The sequence below is a fragment of the Paenibacillus sp. 01T443 genome (assembly GCF_056398325.1).
Window position 1 is genome coordinate 238,701 of sequence record NZ_JBFTPE010000005.1, and the last position, 16,951, is coordinate 255,651.

At 49.3% G+C, this 16,951-nt stretch carries 12 protein-coding genes; 4 read left to right on the top strand and 8 right to left on the bottom strand.

Annotated elements, in window-relative coordinates:
• Positions 1-209 precede the first annotated feature (209 nt).
• Complete coding sequence (locus AC1DLI_RS08755) at positions 210-1,490, top strand: MFS transporter (RefSeq protein ID WP_477601551.1); 1,281 nt, start codon at positions 210-212, stop codon at positions 1,488-1,490.
• A 7-nt stretch (positions 1,491-1,497) separates the two neighbouring features.
• Here AC1DLI_RS08755 and AC1DLI_RS08760 read toward each other — a convergent pair whose 3' ends face one another.
• From AC1DLI_RS08760 to AC1DLI_RS08775, 4 genes are read right to left on the bottom strand one after another with little or no spacing between them, the layout of a single operon-like run.
• Positions 1,498-2,313 (bottom strand): carbohydrate ABC transporter permease, encoded by an 816-nt coding sequence (locus tag AC1DLI_RS08760; RefSeq protein ID WP_477601553.1) that lies wholly within the window; start codon positions 2,311-2,313, stop codon positions 1,498-1,500.
• 21 nt (positions 2,314-2,334) lie between these two features.
• Positions 2,335-3,207 (bottom strand): carbohydrate ABC transporter permease, encoded by an 873-nt coding sequence (locus tag AC1DLI_RS08765; protein ID WP_477601555.1) that lies wholly within the window; start codon positions 3,205-3,207, stop codon positions 2,335-2,337.
• Between the two features lie 4 nt (positions 3,208-3,211).
• Positions 3,212-4,516 carry an ABC transporter substrate-binding protein gene (locus AC1DLI_RS08770; protein WP_477601557.1) on the bottom strand — a complete coding sequence of 435 codons (1,305 nt, stop codon included), beginning with the start codon at positions 4,514-4,516 and terminating at the stop codon, positions 3,212-3,214.
• A gap of 17 nt (positions 4,517-4,533) precedes the next feature.
• Positions 4,534-5,667 (bottom strand): LLM class flavin-dependent oxidoreductase, encoded by a 1,134-nt coding sequence (locus AC1DLI_RS08775; RefSeq protein WP_477601559.1) that lies wholly within the window; start codon positions 5,665-5,667, stop codon positions 4,534-4,536.
• Between the two features lie 211 nt (positions 5,668-5,878).
• Here AC1DLI_RS08775 and AC1DLI_RS08780 point away from each other — a divergent pair, with 211 nt between their 5' ends.
• Positions 5,879-6,742, top strand: coding sequence for a helix-turn-helix transcriptional regulator (locus tag AC1DLI_RS08780; protein ID WP_477601561.1), 864 nt, complete (start codon positions 5,879-5,881; stop codon positions 6,740-6,742).
• Positions 6,743-6,797: 55 nt separating this feature from the next.
• On the opposite strand, the gene AC1DLI_RS08785 is transcribed toward AC1DLI_RS08780, so the two are convergent.
• From AC1DLI_RS08785 to AC1DLI_RS08800, 4 genes are all read right to left on the bottom strand, one after another.
• A complete protein-coding gene (locus tag AC1DLI_RS08785; RefSeq protein ID WP_477601563.1) occupies positions 6,798-8,471 on the bottom strand; it encodes an alpha-amylase family glycosyl hydrolase in 1,674 nt (557 codons plus the stop codon).
• 4 nt (positions 8,472-8,475) lie between these two features.
• Positions 8,476-9,315 (bottom strand): sugar ABC transporter permease, encoded by an 840-nt coding sequence (locus AC1DLI_RS08790; protein WP_477602345.1) that lies wholly within the window; start codon positions 9,313-9,315, stop codon positions 8,476-8,478.
• 2 nt (positions 9,316-9,317) lie between these two features.
• A complete protein-coding gene (locus AC1DLI_RS08795; protein WP_477601565.1) occupies positions 9,318-10,631 on the bottom strand; it encodes a carbohydrate ABC transporter permease in 1,314 nt (437 codons plus the stop codon).
• Positions 10,632-10,758: 127 nt separating this feature from the next.
• Positions 10,759-12,081 (bottom strand): sugar ABC transporter substrate-binding protein, encoded by a 1,323-nt coding sequence (locus AC1DLI_RS08800; RefSeq protein WP_477601567.1) that lies wholly within the window; start codon positions 12,079-12,081, stop codon positions 10,759-10,761.
• Positions 12,082-12,577: 496 nt separating this feature from the next.
• Between AC1DLI_RS08800 and AC1DLI_RS08805 the strand changes: the two genes are divergently transcribed.
• Both AC1DLI_RS08805 and AC1DLI_RS08810 read left to right on the top strand, forming a co-directional pair.
• The gene (locus tag AC1DLI_RS08805) at positions 12,578-13,606 is read left to right on the top strand and encodes a LacI family DNA-binding transcriptional regulator (RefSeq protein ID WP_477601569.1); all 1,029 of its coding nucleotides are present in this window, start codon (positions 12,578-12,580) and stop codon (positions 13,604-13,606) included.
• A 4-nt stretch (positions 13,607-13,610) separates the two neighbouring features.
• Positions 13,611-15,590: a glycoside hydrolase family 15 protein gene (locus tag AC1DLI_RS08810; RefSeq protein ID WP_477601571.1), complete on the top strand. Its 1,980-nt coding sequence runs from the start codon at positions 13,611-13,613 to the stop codon at positions 15,588-15,590.
• Positions 15,591-16,951: the final 1,361 nt, after the last annotated feature.

The window sequence follows — 16,951 nt, forward strand, 5'->3', positions numbered from 1 at the left end:
GACGTTACAAATTTTCATTTGATGACGATGACGGTGTTCGAATAGCAGATTTCGATCTGCTTTTTCCACGATAACTTAAACGTTTAAGTCGTTTGGTCGTTTTGTTGATGGTCCTGCTTACTGTTTAACGGTTTAAGGTAGACTACCAACGGAGTTGGTTAGCGAGGATTAATTTATTTGTTCCATACTTTCATTGAGGAGGCTGAAACATGCTTGAATTAGCTAAAGAATCCAAAAGCGGGACGCCGAATTCGACCCGGCAGCCGGGCAGTCATGCTGTGTCCTTATGGCGAAACCGGACATTTCTAGCGGTTTTCTCCAGCTATAGCTTATCGCTGCTTGGCAATACGTTTCACAGCATTGCCTTAAACCTTTGGGTGCTGCAAACAACCGGGAGCGCCAAACTCATGTCGGTCGTCCTTATCACTCATCTTGTCATCAGCATGCTCTTCGGCTCGTTCGCAGGCACTGTTGCGGATCGCGTGGACCGTCGCACCCTTATGTGGACAACGGATATTATCCGTTTCGTGCTTGTAGGGGCGATTGCCTTGCTCATTTTTTTGCCTCATATTCCGTTTGTCTTTATTGTCCTGCTAACTGCGCTTGTCGCATTTACCGGTGTGTTTCGAACGCCCGCTTTCCAAGCCTCGCTCATCGAAATCGTCGGTAAAGAACAGCTGACGCAGGCTGTAGGGGCAATCAGCATCTCAGACAATATCATTCGCATTTCCGGCTTTGCATTAGGAGGCATTGCCGTCGCTGCATTCGGCGGTGCTTTTGCAATAGCAATCGACGCTGTAACCTTCCTGCTCTCCGGCTTGCTGCTGCTCTTTGCAGGCAAATTTCCCTATAAAGCATCCAGGGACACGGCAGTATCCAAAAATTCCTTCAAGGAGGATCTCGCAGCCGGCTTTCGCTATGTGTGGAATGAGCCATTTGCCAAAGCCGCCGTTATGCTGCTTCCGCTTGTCATGTTCTTCTTTCTATCCACCTTCATGCTCATTCAGGTGATGGCCGTACAGGTATGGCAGGCTAAACCTTTCATTTTCGGGCTTATGGAAGCCTGTATTCCGCTAGGCTACGTGATCGGCTCCATTCTGATTATGAAGCTCGATACAAAGCTGAAAAGCAGAGGAAAATGGATCATAGGGAGTATGATCCTGATGGGGCCGTTATTCATCGCCATTTCGTTCATGACTGCGGCCGCCGCCGCGCTGCCGCTTATCCTGCTTGTGGGCTTCCTCTTCTCCTTCAGTACGACGATCATTTTTATCGTGCTCAGGGTAGCGATCGAACCATCCATGCAGGGCAGAGTGTTCGGACTAGTTGGCGCTTTAACGAGCGTTGCCCCGCCAATCGGCTTAGCCGTCTTCTCGACGCTGTCCGATCTTTACGGTCCGGCCGTCATTATAGCAGCAAGCGGCGCAGCTATGCTCTTGATGGGGATGATCGCCTACAATCAATTGAAAGCGATCCGCGACTTCGACTAAATGTAATCTAACCCTTCAATGAGCCTGCAAGCGCGCCGGATATAAAATAACGCTGGAGGAAAATAAACAACGCTATCATCGGCAGCGCCGTCACCACGACTCCGGCAAGCAGCACGGGGTAGTCCGTAATATATTCGCCGCGGAATTGCAGCATGGCGAGCGGCAGAGTAAGCTTATCTTTTCCGTTCAGAAGCAGCATCGGGAACAACAGGTCATTCCATACGATGACGAACAAAAAGGCAGCGGTTGCCGCAAGGTACGGCGCGCTGAGCGGAAGCGCGATACGCGCGAGCAGCGTCCATTCACCGGCGCCGTCGATCTCGCCTGCCTCCAAAATTTCCTTCGGCAAGGTTTTCATAAAACCGGATAGCATAAATACAGACAGGGGCAGCAGCACGGAGGCAGACACGATAATTAACCCCGTGAGCGAATTGCTCCAGCCCAGCTTATGCACAAAAGTGTAGATGGGAATCATATTGACTTGCGACGGCACCATCAAGCCAATTGCAAATAAGCCAAATACGGCTGCTCCCACACGGCGTCCCGATCGCATAATGCCGTAACCGATGAACCCGGCAAGCAGAAGCTCAAGACCTACCGTAGCCAGCGTAACGACAATGCTATTGCGAAAATATCCCCACATCGGCTGTCCGTCAAACAGCGCCTTAAAGTTGTGGAACGACAAGGATTCCGGCAGCCCCAGCGGATTCGCATAAAACTGCGGCGTTGTCTTTAATGACGTAAATAACACGATCAGCAGCGGGACGAGAATAACCGCTGCAAATAGCAGCAGCATGGACCTGCCTAACCATTTTAGAACCACATGAATTCACCTGCCTGCATACTAGTAGGATACGCGATCCGTCCGAAGCGCGCGGAATTGAAGAAAGGTTATGAACGAAATGAGCACAAGGAAATACACGGATGCCGTTGACGCTTTGCCAAACGTATAATTCATGAATGCTGAGTTATAAATGTAAGTCGATAAAATTTCGGTGGAATACGCCGGTCCGCCGCCGGTCATCGTAAACACGAGATCAAAGGCCTTAAACGATTGTATCGTCGTATAGGACACGACAATCGCGGCTGCTGGTGCCAGGAGCGGCCATATGACGCGGAAAAACAGCTGCAGCTTCGTCGCCCCGTCCAGCTTGGCCGATTCAACGAGCTCTTCCGGTATCGCCTGGAGTCCTGCGACGAACAAAATGATCATTTGCCCGATATGAGCCCATGCCTGAACGGCCGCAATCGAGAAAATCGCTATCCCCGTATCGCCCAGCCAGTTCTGCGTCCAAGAAGACAGTCCCACTGCCTCAAGCAAGCCATTTAACAGCCCAAGCGACGGATCATAGACGAAGGTCCAAATAAATCCGACCGATACCGATGACAAAATGGTAGGCACAAAATACAGCGAGCGCAGCGCGACATTCACCTTCGTTTGCTTCGAAAGCTGAAGCGCCAGCAACAGCGAAACGACTGTCTGCGCGATAACGACAGCGACCATAAACTTAATATTGTTAACGATGGATTTACGGAAAATAATATCCTTGGCTACATTGGCGTAGTTATCCGCACCGACAAACTGATAGGACGGCGATAAGCCGTCCCAATCCGTTAAAGAGTAATAGAAACCCGTTACCGTCGGATAGATGAATAGTGCGAGATACAGCGCAATGCCGGGCACGAAAAACGGTAACAGCTTCGCATACTTTTTCATCTGCTTATTTTCCTATCTGCTGGTCCACGATCGCTTGCGCGTCTGCCGCTGCCTTCGCTGGCTCCGTTCCGCCTAACACGGCTTGAATCGAGCTGGTGACCGCTTTTTGAACCTCAGCGTTTTTTATTGTGAAGCGTGGCTGGAAACGCGTTTTCTTCGCTGTCCATTCCGCTACGGCCTTCAGTTCATCGCTTGTATATGCGACATCCTTAATCGTTACGTTCTGGCCTGTGCCATTGGCATACTCTCCAGCAATATCCTTACGGCTTAGAAACTCAATAAATTTCTTCGCTTCCTCCGGGTGCTTCGACTTGCTGTTCACGGCGAGCATGAACGTCGTCGTATGAATCCCTTCGAACACCGCTTGGTCAGCCGGTACCGTAATCGGCGCAAGCAAACCTTGTTGAAGCTCCGGATTGTTTTTCTTATTGCCTACCAGCTGATAGGAGCCTGTTGCCAAAATCGCTGCTTTCTCCTGCACGAACAACGCGCCGGCCGCATCGCCCTTCGTTCCAAGCGCATCCTTCTGGAAGTAGCCCTTGTCGTTCAATTCCTTGAACTGGGAAAGCGTCTTAACCCACCAATCATCGGTAAGCTTTGCTTCGCCAGCTTCAAGCTTCACAAAAATCTCCTCATCCGGCGCATTATTCATCACCATTGGATTCATGAACTGCCCTGGACCGATATCGGCGCCCGGGAAAGCGATCGGTACGATCCCTTCCTGCTTCAGCTTCTCGGCCGCCGCAAGGAATCCGTCCCAATCCTTCGGAACTTCGATGCCGTATTTTTCAAACAGCTTTACGTTATAGATAGGAATGTTATAAACGAGCTGGTACGGGACCGCCAGCTGTTTGCCATCCTTTTGGCCCAATTCAATCAAAGATGGCGTGAAATTGTCCACGAAGGATGAACCGCTCAAATCGGAGAACAAGCCTGCTTTCGCGATGGCTTCAAACTGAGCGCCAGGAAATGAAGCGAACACGTCGCCTACAGAGCCGTCAAGCAGCTTCGCTTGGGCTGTCGATTGATATTGATCAGATGGAAACACCTGCGTTTCTACCTTGATGTTTTTGTTTTCTTCCTCAAACTTTTTAATGATGCCGTCAAGCACTGCAGCATCCTCGCCGCGCCAATGAATAAAGCTGATCGTCACAGGTTTATCGCCAGAGCTCCCTTCAGCTGCTCCTTCCCCCGTCTTATTTCCGTTTGCGTTCGTATTGGAATTGCTTGACCCGCAGGCCGAAAGCACAACACTTAATATCATCGTAAGCGCCAGCAGCGCTAAATGCGGTTTGCGTAATCGATTCATATTCATACCCCCAATGATTAAATAGTTATTCCCTTTGCGGCCAGCTTCTGCTTAACGAGCGGCAGCAGCAACTCGCCTGATATTTTCGCCTCTTCCAAATGCGGGTAGCCTGATAAAATAAAGGAGGTTACGCCGGCATCGATAAACTCGATGAACCGATCCGATACCTGCTCTGGCGTACCGACAAAGGTAACCGCCCCGCCGCCGCGAATGGCCGACAACCCTGACCAAAGATTGGGGCCAATCACGTAGTCCTGCTCCTTCGATTGGCTGAACAAATCCATTTGGCGTTTCTGATTCGTCGCATCCGTCTTGTTGTGCAGCTTTTCCTTGGCTTTCAGCTGCTCCGGATCCGCCTTGCTCAAAATGTTCCATGCGGCCGCCCAAGCCTCTTCCTCGGTTTCGCGTACGACAACCTGTGCTCTAATGCCGTATCGCAGCTCTCTTTCGATCCCCTTCTCTTCCTTCAGCTCAGCCAAATAGGTTTCCATCTCGGCAATCTGGCCTTGAATCCAATCCAGCGGCTCTGTCCACATTAAGTAAACATCAGCTGTTTCTGCTGCAACGCGCTTGCCTGCCACCGAGCTTCCGCCAAAATACAGCGGAGGATGCGGCTCCTGAACCGGAGCAGGCTTGCTTACGCCGCCTTCTACCTCGTAGTGCTTGCCAGCGAAATTAAATCCCGTTCCTTCGTCTGCCGGCTGCTGCCATACGCCTTTGACCACTTCCAGAAACTCTTTCGTCCGTTCATAACGCTCGTCGTGGCTGCCGTGCAGCGGATCTCCGGTTGCTTTAAGATCTGCCGGATAATGGCCGGTAACGACATTTATCAGTGCCCGGCCTCCTGACATGCGATCCAGCGTAGAAGCCATTCGTGCTGCCAATACCGGAGAAATAAGCCCGGGTCTCATCGCAATGAGCGGTTTCAGCTTCGTCGTTGCAGATGCAACCCACGAACCAACGATCCAACCGTCCCAGCAATCTCCGCCGGCCGGAATAAGCGCGAACTCATAACCCGCTTCCTCCGCCGCTTGTGCAACCTCCACAAAGTATTGCTGCGATGGCTCCCGTTCTGCCTTAACGCCTATATAGCGGCCATCTCCGTTGGTCGGAATAAACCATCCAAATTCCACTTTTGCCTGTTTGCCCATTTCTGTTGTCCCCTTTACGCTTCGAATCACCAGTTGACCGGTAGAAAACCGACAAACTTTATCGGATTAATTTGTTATTTGAATAATAGCAATCAATCCTTCTAGCGTCAATGTCAATTCGTAGCTTGAGTTATTTGTCATTTTGTGGTTTCATATTAGTGAATTGAATTGTTTCATAAGCAATATTCACCAAAACCAATGGCAAAAAGGGGTGGCTATCCTGTTTAACCATATGAAAGAGGATCACCACGAGCAGCTTGAAATTCACTACTTCACACCATCAGCCTTCGAGAAAGCAGGTCCTGCTTGGCCGATTAGACTCGGCGCCAATATAGCAAAAACGGGCTATCATATCGGTCCAAGAATTACGCCTTACTATTACTTGATTATGGTGCTTGAAGGGGAAGGCATCTTTATCCAAGGCGGCCAAACGTATACTCTTCGCAAACATGATCTTTTCTGCCTTTTCCCGCAGGTAACGCATGAATATTACACAATGGACCATGCTCTGCTGCGAAAAGCTTTCTTCGCCTTCGACGGCAAGCTTGCGCTGCAGCTTCTCGATCGAATCGGACTAGGCCCCTACCGTCCGCATCTGCCGAACGGATTGACCGCAGATGCGCTCACTTTGATGGAGCAGTTTTTCAGCCTTGTCTCCAATAAGGAAAAGCCTCCCTCCGACTTGTCGCGGCTCGCTATTTTCCATCAGCTGTTCGATACGCTCTCCGAGAGCAAAATCCCTCGCGGCACTCCTGCCTCGGCAGGCAGCTGGCTTCAAAAAGCCAAGGATTACCTCGAGATTCATTATGCTGACGGAATCACAATCGAAAGCGTAGCGGAATACGTAGGCATTGACCGTACCCATTTTTCCAAAGCCTTCAACAAAGCCTTCGGCTTGTCGCCCATGAAATTCGTGCAGCAGCTTCGGATGAACGAAGCGACCCTGCTGATGAAGCAAACGGATTACAAGCTGGCGGAAATCGCGCAATCCGTCGGTTACCCCGATTTATTTTCCTTCTCCAAGGCGTTTAAAAAGCAGCTTGGCGTATCGCCGAACACCTACCGCAAGCAGTAGCAGCCCACAACAAAAAGAGGGAACTGCACGTTTTGTGCAATTCCCTCTTCCGTTACTACTTTAAAATCACAGTGCTGTAAGGAGGCAGCGTCAGCTTTCCGCCATCAAGCTTCGCCCCGCTGCCCGTTGAGCGAGTAAGCTCCTTGAAGCTGCCGAACACTTCTGACGGCTGCAGATCCGTTGTTTGCTCCTCGCCTGATAAATTGTGAACGACGAGTACTCTTTCCTTGGCAACAGCCCGAACATATACGCTAAGCTTCTGGTTAGCAGGCACCAACTTATACTCGGCTATGCCGCCATCTCTTAAAGCAGCTTCCTCGTTCCGCCATTTAATCAGCTCACGATAATGATTCAGCATCGACTGCTCATCCTGCGTCTGCGCTTCGACGGAAACGGCGCCCGGATCGGGATTATAGCGCTGCTTCTCCCAAGTCGTCTGGCCCTCGCCCCCGCCTGAAGAAGCGTACCACGGCATCGGTTCCCGAATATATTCGTCCGGCTTAGCGCCTTTCATGCCAAGCTCCTCGCCGTAATAGAGATAAGGCGTGCCCGGAAGCGTCAGCAGCATCGCCGCCGCCATTTTAGCATGGTCGAGATTGCCGTTTAATACAGTCATCACGCGATTTTGGTCGTGGTTGCTAAGGAAAGGCGCATCTACGAACGTTCCGCCGGAAGACTTCTCGTAAACGCCGTAAGCGCGTCCGAGCGAAAACGCAAGATCCGCATCTTGCTCTTTATCCGCTGCGCTGAGCAAGCGTCCGGCAAGATCGAAGTGGAACGCCGAATTCAGCGCCTGATCAAAGTAAGGCGCAATCACGGTCAGCGAGTCCCATACCTCTCCAATTAAATAAGCATCCGGCTTCACCTTGGTCATGCCTGCGCGGAACTCCTGCCACCAAGCCTTGTTCTTTGCCTGGATTTCAGGCGTGCTTGCCGTAGAAGCGAAATCGCCGTAGATATGCTTAGCCGCATCCAGCCGGAAGCCGTCCAGCCCCTGCTCCAGCCAATATTGACCGATTTTGATCATTTCCTCCCGAGCCTTTGGCTCGTCAAAATTAAGGTCCGGCATGCCTTCCCAGAATACGCCCAGATAGTTGAGACTGCCATAGCTATGCCATGGGTCACCGCCTACTGCGCCGTCCGCTCTCACCTTTTCATCAGGCTTCGCAAAAGTATACCAGCTGCGGTAAGGGCTTTTCTCGTCCGCCAGCGCTTCCTTAAACCAAGGATGCTCCTTGCTCGTATGATTCACGACGAGATCCATAATGATTTTGATATCACGCTTATGCGCTTCCTCTAGCAGCTTCTTTAAGTCATCCAGCGTGCCGTACTCCGGATTGACGGCGTAATAATCCGTCGTGTCGTAGCCATGGTAGCTGGGTGAAGCATTAATCGGCATCAGCCAAATCCCGCCGACACCAAGCTCCTTTAAATAATCGAGCTTGGCGGTTACGCCGTTCAAATCACCGATTCCATCTCCATTCGTATCGTAGAAGGAACGGACAAAGATCTCATAATACACCTTACCCGGCTGCTCATCTACCGCGTAAGAAGCAGCTTCAGGTTCACCGTCCGCACTGTTTCCCACAGCCTCGATGGTTTCATCGTTTGGTTTATTAGCCGATAGCTCGCCGTTATTCCCGTTCTCAGATGAGCAGGCTGCGAGTATGGCAAACAACAATGAGCATAATAGAATAGCTCCCGCAAAGCGCAAACGTTTGTCCTTCATTCCTTTACCCTTTCGATGCGCCGGACATCAGCCCTTGCACTAGGAAGCGCTGCAGGAAGACGAACAGCAAAGTAATCGGAATGGCAATCAAGACCGCACCTGCGGCAAAGAGCGTAAAGTTACTATTTTGATAAGAGTTAACCAGGTCCCACATCCCGACGGCAAGCGTCCAGTTGTCTTTGCTGCGCAGTACCAATCTGGCAAAAATAAAATCAACCCATGAGCCCGCAAACGTCGTCAGCGCCACATATGTCAGCATCGGACGCGACAGCGGAAGCATGATTTTCACAAAAACCTGCAAATGCGAAGCGCCGTCGATTCGAGCCGCTTCATCCAAGCTCCGCGGAATCGTATCATAGAAGCCTTTGACGACAAATCCGCCAAGCACCGCACCTGCGGAATAAACGATAATTAAGGCTGCGTGCGTATCAAGCAGGTTTAGCTGCAGCAAGAAAATGAAGATCGCGATCATACTCATAAAGCCCGGGAACATGCCAAGGACGAGCATTAACGTCAATGTCATTTTACGACCGCGGAAGCGGAAACGCGATAAGGCATACATGCTGAGCGTGACAAGAATCGTGGAGAAAATCATCGTTAACGTCGCGATTTTCAGCGTATTCACGTACCAAACCCCATAGCGGAAGCTTGGGTTCGTGAACAATTCCTTATAATGCACGAGCGTAAAGGACTCGGGAATCAAGCTCGTGCTAAATAACGAGGTTCCCGGTCGGAGCGACGAAAGCAGCACCCAAAGGGCCGGATAGATCGCACAGATTGCTATCGCAATGAGCAGCAGGTAGCTTAACGTCAAACGGACAACATTTGCGGTTTTGCGTCCCATTTTCATTGAATCATATCCTCCTCTTTGAATGACCGCGAACGGCGATAGTTGTAAATCGAGAATGAAGCGACAACGATAAATATGATAATGCCGATGGCCGAGGCCATATTGTATTGACTGTTATTCAGCGTAAGCTTATACAGCCACGTTACGAGCAAATCGGTGCTGCCGGCAAATTGATAATCGCCTTTTACCGGATCGCCGTTCGTAAGCAAGAAAATGACGTTGAAGTTATTGATATTGCCTGCAAATTGCGTAATGAGAATCGGTGCCGTGGAGAACAGCACGAATGGAATCGTAATGATCCGGAATTTCTGGATACCCGTCGCCCCATCGACATCAGCCGCTTCGTACAGATCCTTCGGTATAGCCGTAAGTACCCCGAGAATAAGCACCATAGATACCGGAATACCCACCCACATATTAACTAAGATAACGGTTACCTTCGCCCAGAATGGATCTGTCAGCCATGGAAGCTTGCCCATGCCAAAATAACCTAAGTATTGATTGATCGGACCAAATTGCCCGTTAAACAAATTCCGCATTACAAGCAGGGAAATAAGCTGCGGAATGGCATAAGGGATGATGAAAAGCGTCCGCCATAGCTTTTTGAAGCGGATTCCTTTTTGCTCGATAAGCAGCGCGACCAGCAAACCGCCAAAATAAGTCGTCACCGTAGCGATAATTGCCCAGATAATCGTCCATGTAAAGACGCCTACGAATGTATGACTCCAAGTTTTAAGCGTCAGCAGGTTAGCAAACGTTTGGAAGCCTACCCAGTCCACCAGCTTAGCCGGCGGAATATGATCAGGCGACGCGTAGTTGGTGAAAGCAAGCATAATCATGAAGATAATCGGCATGATCGTTAGAAACAATACGCCGAGCGCCGGCAATGTCAGCATCAAATGCGGAAAATTGCGATCCGTCACATAGGCCAATGTTTGCCGAAAGCTTGCGGGCAGCACACCTTCATCTCTCTGCTTGCCGTTCCGATAGGCATCGCGGATATTCATAATGTAGATAATGATAAAAAGAATGAATAGGAATAACGTAATCAAACCGCTGATTAATAGAAAGATCGAATGATCTCCCTCCACGCGTACACTGATCTTACCGATCTTCTCCAGCCCCTGCGTTTTTTCGCCGAGCGTTACAATTCCCCAAATTGCTCTTCCTAAGTTCGGAATGAAATACATAAGCGCTGCCGCTTCGACAGCGAGCATAATTATGCCCTTTATAAATTGACGGTTATACAATTGTCCAAGACCCATTACGAGTAACGACAATATAGCCGCGGTGCTTCGATGACGATTCATCCCGCCTGGCTCCCTTCCTTTCATGTGAAAAACGCTTTAAGCCGCCATGCGCTCAAAAAAAGCTGCGGATTAATGAAATCGGTTCACCCGCCGAATCAGATTCGGCGGGCTGGACCCGATTAACTTATTATTTTGCTGCTGTACCGTTGTTTGCATCTTTGATTTGTTGAACCGCGTTATCAAGAGCTTCCTTAGCATCTTTGCCAGAGTTCCACACATCGGAGAACGCTGCTGCGATCGGGCTCCATACGTTGCCCATTTCAGGAATCGAAGGCATCGGCGTCGATTGGTTAAACTGAGCTACGAAACCTTTTACGATATCATTTTCTTGAACGGCAGGATCATTTGTAGCTTCGGTGTTAGCCGGGATAGCGCCTGTCAATTCAAAGTCTTTCAATTGCGCAGCCTTTGTGGATGCAAAGTTAGCAAACAAACGAGCTGCATTCGGGTATTTCGAGAATTGGTTAACATACCAAGCTTTAACGCCGGAGAAAGAAGAAGCCGGTTGACCGTTGATGCTTGGAATTGGAGCTACGCCGAAATCGATTCCTGCGTTTTTGTAATCTGCGATTGTCCAAGGACCGTTAATATCCATAGCAAGCGTTCCGCCTGTGAACATGCCTTTCTTGATGTCGTACGTGATATCGCCGGAGTTAAGCGGCAGAATGCTGTCTTTCAGGGAACCGTAATATTTCAATCCGCTGATTGCGCCTTCTGTGTTCAAGCCGATATCTTCTTTGTTTTGACCGTTCTCACCGTATACGTAACCTCCTGTGGAGATGAACGGATAGTTGAAGTAGAAGTTGCCTACTTCCCACATCAGAGCGAACTTGTTGTTTGGTACATCGTTGTAAGTTTTTGCGAAAGCAACGATTTCATCAAATGTTTTTGGAGCTTCTTTGATTAACGCTTTGTTGTAGAACAAAGCGTAAGTTTCGATCGAACGCGGGTAGCCATAAAGCGTGCCGCCGTAAGAAACTGCGTTTACAGCGATTTCAGAGTTTGCCGTTTTAGCTTGCTCTTCATAGAAATCATTCGGCAACACAAGGCCTGCCGTTACAGCTCTGCCTAGGTTATCATGAGGGAAAACGACAACGTCTGCGCCTAGGCCTGCAGGACCGTCAGTCGTCAGCTTCGTCACTTGGTCAGCTGCGCCAACCTCTTCAAATTTCACTTCGATTCCATATTTTTCGGTAAATTCTTTTGAAATTGCTTCAACAAAAGGACGCTCTTCTTTACTTTCCCATACAAGCAAGGATGCGCCTTCCTCTGGAGTTATCTCTTCGGAATCTGCTGCTCCTTCATTCGCATTCCCTGCTGTGTTGTTCGTGTTCGCAGGAGCATTTGTTGCGTCAGCCGCATTTTCCGTTTTTCCACCGTTGTTCGAGCCGCCGCATGCGGATACGATAAATAAGGCAACAATTAATGACATTACAAACCACTTTTTCATGCTAGGTGATCCCCCTCCATAATGTGTTCCATGCCTTTACTGAATCGGCGCCGTTCAAACGGTTCTTCATGATCCTTTTTTACAGCAGAATTCCTCGTACAAACTATTTGATTATCGCTCGCAGCCGCTTGTTTCCGTTAGGAACAGCTCTTTTCATACGTTGCGCAAACGTTTGTACAAACTGTTGTAAAAAATGCTCCGCAATCAGCATTTTTGCCGTTTTTCGCGATGCATGTCTGAAGGAACTGCTTTGAAAGCGTTCTATTCGTGGCTTCATCATACAACAAGGCAGTGCATTTGTTAAAACGTTTGCACAGTTCAATATTCAGAACAAATAATCGGTTATCTTCTCTTTTCTTCGCTTTTCTCTCTCTCATTCAGTTTTTTATCATTTGTGAAACGCTTTCCTAACATATATATTTACTTTTAGGCAACAATTGCATTAGGATGAAGCATATAAAGCATGCATGATTGCGCAATGGGGGAAGGGCTTAATATGGTAACCATTAAAGATATTGCTAAAGCTGCCGGAGTGTCGCCTTCTACGGTTTCCAGGGTCGTTTCAAATCACCCTCGCATAAGTAAGGCTACAACGCAGAAGGTCAAACGGTTTATGGAGGAAATGGGCTACCATCCAAACGTGATGGCGAAGAGCCTTGTCTCAAAAACAACCCAAACACTGGCTATAATGCTGCCCCGCCCTGCCGAAGAGCTTTTTCAGGATTTTTTCTTCGGTGAATTGCTGCGCGGCATACTGACTCAATCGACAAGAGCAGGCTACGATATGCTGCTTACAGCTGCAACTTCTCCTAGTGATGAAATGGAAACGGTATCTCGCCTTGTGTTCGGACGCCGGGTAGACGGCGTAATTTTGTTATCGTCACGGGTAAATGACCCCTTAATCGACCTGCTGAATAAACATAGCTTCCCTACCGTATTGATTGGCCGGACCGAGGATCGTCCTAATATATTATCCGTCGACAATGACAATGAGTTGGCCGCCTATGATGCGACTCAGCATTTAATTTTGCAGGGCCATGAAAGAATCGGCTTCGTCAGCGGACCGCCAACGCTTACTGTTGCGCATGATCGGATGGAGGGTTACCGACGGGCGATGCATGAAGCCGGCTTGCCGGTCCGATCGGAATGGATTGTGGAGGGCGAATTTCTTCAACAAAGCGGCTATCGCGCCATGTCCTTCATGATGAGCTTGCCTGAGCGGCCAAGCGGCCTCGTTGTCATCGATGATGTTGTCGGATTCGGCGTACTGCGCGGCCTGACGGAGCTAGGCTATAAGGTTCCGGAAGATTTGAGCATTGTCAGCTTCAACAATATTGCCCTATCAGAACTGGCTACACCTCCGATCAGCTCCATTGATATCGGAACCTATCAGCTTGGCTATACGGCATCGCAAATGCTGATCCGTTTTATCCAAGAAGAGAGCGTGCATCAAAACCGAATGATTATTCCGCACAGACTAATTGTTCGCGAATCGTCCATACAGAACATTTCCAAAAGGAGCTGACCCCATGTCAGATAAAAAACCTTATTTAGTAGACGCTATTATCGGCAATTCCAAATTTCTTGCATCGCTTGGCCGCACCGGCAAAATGTATCGCCTGTGGTGGCCGAATATTGATCTGCCTCAGCATGTTGACGCCATTCGCACCGGTATTCAATTCGAGCAATCATCTGTTTCTTGGTTTGATGAAGAGGCAGATGGCTGGCAGCATACGGCTGAATATGTGGCCAAAACGAATATTTTCCGCGTTAATGCCCGTTCTGAGCAGCAGCCTCTTCACGTAAGAAGCCTGCATCTCGCGGTTCCCGGCCAAGATACGATTGTACGCGAGTATACCTTTACGAATTCAAGCGATCAACCCGTTTCCTTCTCGTTTATCGTTCATTCCTCCTTCCTCGTAAGCGAAAATCAGCTGTACAACACAACGTTGTTCGCTGCCGCTGACGATGCATTGGTTCATTTTCGCCATAAGTATTATTTTGCGCTTTCGAGTGCAAACGTATGCACAGGTTACCAAGCAGGCCTTACTTGGGACTCCGCGCAGAGCGGTCAATTGAATGGAAATAACATAGATATGAAGCCAGACGGGGCTTTAAAATGGCAGATTGACACGCTTGCAGCGGGTGCGTCCGTAACCGTTCCCGTATACCTGACAGCCGGGCATGACGAACAAAGCGCATTGCAGCAAATGCGGACTGCGAAAGAAAAGGAAAGCGAGCAATGGATCGCGGAAACCACGGCTTATTGGCATGATTTTTTGGCAGCGGCTGCCCCTTGCCCAATTGAAGATACTGAAATTTCAGAGCTGTACGACCGTTCCCTGCTTATGTTTAAGCTTATGTCCGACGAGCAAACCGGCAGCATTATCGCTGCGCCGGAATTTGATGAAAATTTTGTCCGCTGCGGCGGATATTCGTTCTGTTGGGGCCGAGATGCCGCATTCATTACAACTGCGCTTGATAGAGCAGGTCTTGGAGCCTTGTCCGACAGCTTCTATGCATGGACGCTCACAGCGCAGTCGCCTGACGGCTCATGGCAGCAGCGCCACTATCACGACGGCAGCCTTGCTCCGTCATGGGGGCTTCAAATCGACGAGGGCTCGTCGATTATATGGGGAATGTGGCAGCATTACTTAGAGAAGAAGGACGGGAAGTTCGCAGAGCAGGTTTGGCCCGCAGTCGAGAAAGGTGCAGCCTTCCTCATTAGCTTCCTCAATTCGGAGAACGGCCTGCCTAAGCCAAGCATTGATTTATGGGAGGAACGTGAAGCTTCGCATACTTACTCCTCTGCCGCTGTATACGGCGGTTTGACGGCGGCTGCGAGCTTTGCTGAGCTTGCCGGAAAGCCTGAGCTCGCTGCCGAATGGACGGCCGCAGCAGAACGGATTTCTGCTGCCATTAAAGAGTTGTGCTGGAATGAAGCAGGCGGAAGCTTCTACCGCGGCGTAGAACTCACCGTTCATTCAAGCAAATACGTGCAGGCCCTTGCGGACGGCGCAACCGGCTATGTGACTGAAGGCAACAAAGGCTACCAAAAACACATCATCAACCATGACGACGTACTTGATATCAGCCTGCTCGGCATCTCCGTTCCGTTTGGCGCCGTACCTGCTGATCACCCATATATGCGCAGTACGGCCGACGCTGTAGAGGCTGCATTAACTGTTCCAGGCGTGGGCGGAATTAAGCGTTATGAGGATGACATCTATATCGGCGGCAATCCGTGGATTCTCACGACGTTGTGGCTCGCACACTATCGTATTCAAACGGGAAGCCTTGACGAAGCAAAGCAATTGCTCAAATGGGCAATCGATCATCGCACCGAAACCGGCCTGCTGCCTGAGCAAGTAGACAAAAACACCGGCGAAACCGCATGGGTCGTGCCGCTTACTTGGTCACATGCGATGTTTATTCTCACGATCTTTATGCTCGCAGACGCGGAAGCTGCAGCATCCCTTGAAGCAGCAGTTAACCATTCGCAAGTATAAACTTAGCTGCTGATCTGAGTGAGACTGCCCTAGCGCAGTCTCACTCAGCTCTCAGCTCAGCCGTACAGTGTATAAAATACAACAGACGCCTTTGCCGGATCTCCAATTCATAGCCTACATTGCAGTTTATGCAGCCTAAAAGGTCCTTTGAGCGCCAAATGCGCCTTCAAAGCGCCAAACCACTGCATAAACTGCATCGTAGCTAGAGAAGGCTTGGCTAACATTCGATTCTGTTGCACAAACTACAATGTAGCTTTACACGTGGCATTATTAGAACTGGAACAAACCATTTATTAGCTTGATCCAACTCCGACACGTACAGTGTATAAAGTACAACAGAAGCTTGGAGCGTTGTATTACCGGAACAAACCTTTTATGACCTTGTCCCAACTCCGACACGTACAGTGTATAAAATACAACAGATGCCTTTGCTGAATCTCCAATTCATAGCCTACATTGCAGTTTATGCAGCCTAATCGGCCCTTCGAGCACCAAATGCGCCTTAAAAGCTCCAAACCATTGCATAAACTGCATCGTAGCTAGGGAAGGCTTGGCTAACATTCGATTCTGTTGCACAAACTACAATGTAGCTTTACGTGTGGCATTATTAGAACTGGAACAAACCATTTATTAACCTGATCCAACTCCGACACGTACAGTGTGTAAAGTACAACAGTAACCTTGCCGACTCTCCTATTTATCGCCTACACTACAGTTTATGCAACCTAATCGGCCCTTTGAGCGCCGAATGCGCCTTCGAAGAGCCAAACTACTGCACAAACTGCATCGTAGCTAGGAAAAGCTTGGCTAACGGTTCATTCTGTTGTACAAACTACAATGTAGCTTTACACGTAGCATTATATTAAAACTGGAACAAACCATTTATGATCTTGTTCCAACTCCGACGCGCACAGTGTATAAAGTACAACAGAAGCTTGGCGCGTGGCATTACCGGATTTATGACCTTGTCCCAACTCCGGCACGCACGTACAGTGTATAAAATACAACAGAAACCTTGCCGACTCTCCTTATTTATCGCCTACACTGCAGTTTATGCGGCCTAAAAGGCCCTTTGAGCGCCGAATGCGCCTTAGAAGAGCCAAACTACTGTAGAAACTGCATCGTAGCTAGGAAAAGCTTGGCTAACATTCGATTCCGTTGCACAAACTACAATGTAACTTGGCGCGCGGCACTGACTTTTGTTCTGATTAACAAGCTAAGCTTAAGCTCATTCAGCGTTTGAGCAGGCAATTCCGAGGAAATGTTAATCCGTTAAATATTTAATAGCATGACTGTATATAAAAAAGCGCACCGGCTGAGTCAGCCGATGCGTTTTTCTCTTTCCGCTCGAGCACCAATGG

Bases quoted from the DNA above. Each gene is read 5' to 3' on its own strand.
- AC1DLI_RS08800 (WP_477601567.1), bottom strand. From the start codon at position 12,081: ATGAAAAAGTGGTTTGTAATGTCATTAATTGTTGCCTTATTTATCGTA.
- AC1DLI_RS08765 (WP_477601555.1), bottom strand. From the start codon at position 3,207: ATGAAAAAGTATGCGAAGCTGTTACCGTTTTTCGTGCCCGGCATTGCG.
- AC1DLI_RS08795 (WP_477601565.1), bottom strand. From the start codon at position 10,631: ATGAATCGTCATCGAAGCACCGCGGCTATATTGTCGTTACTCGTAATG.
- AC1DLI_RS08805 (WP_477601569.1), top strand. From the start codon at position 12,578: ATGGTAACCATTAAAGATATTGCTAAAGCTGCCGGAGTGTCGCCTTCT.
- AC1DLI_RS08785 (WP_477601563.1), bottom strand. From the start codon at position 8,471: ATGAAGGACAAACGTTTGCGCTTTGCGGGAGCTATTCTATTATGCTCA.
- AC1DLI_RS08790 (WP_477602345.1), bottom strand. From the start codon at position 9,315: ATGGGACGCAAAACCGCAAATGTTGTCCGTTTGACGTTAAGCTACCTG.
- AC1DLI_RS08810 (WP_477601571.1), top strand. From the start codon at position 13,611: ATGTCAGATAAAAAACCTTATTTAGTAGACGCTATTATCGGCAATTCC.
- AC1DLI_RS08755 (WP_477601551.1), top strand. From the start codon at position 210: ATGCTTGAATTAGCTAAAGAATCCAAAAGCGGGACGCCGAATTCGACC.
- AC1DLI_RS08770 (WP_477601557.1), bottom strand. From the start codon at position 4,516: ATGAATCGATTACGCAAACCGCATTTAGCGCTGCTGGCGCTTACGATG.
- AC1DLI_RS08775 (WP_477601559.1), bottom strand. From the start codon at position 5,667: ATGGGCAAACAGGCAAAAGTGGAATTTGGATGGTTTATTCCGACCAAC.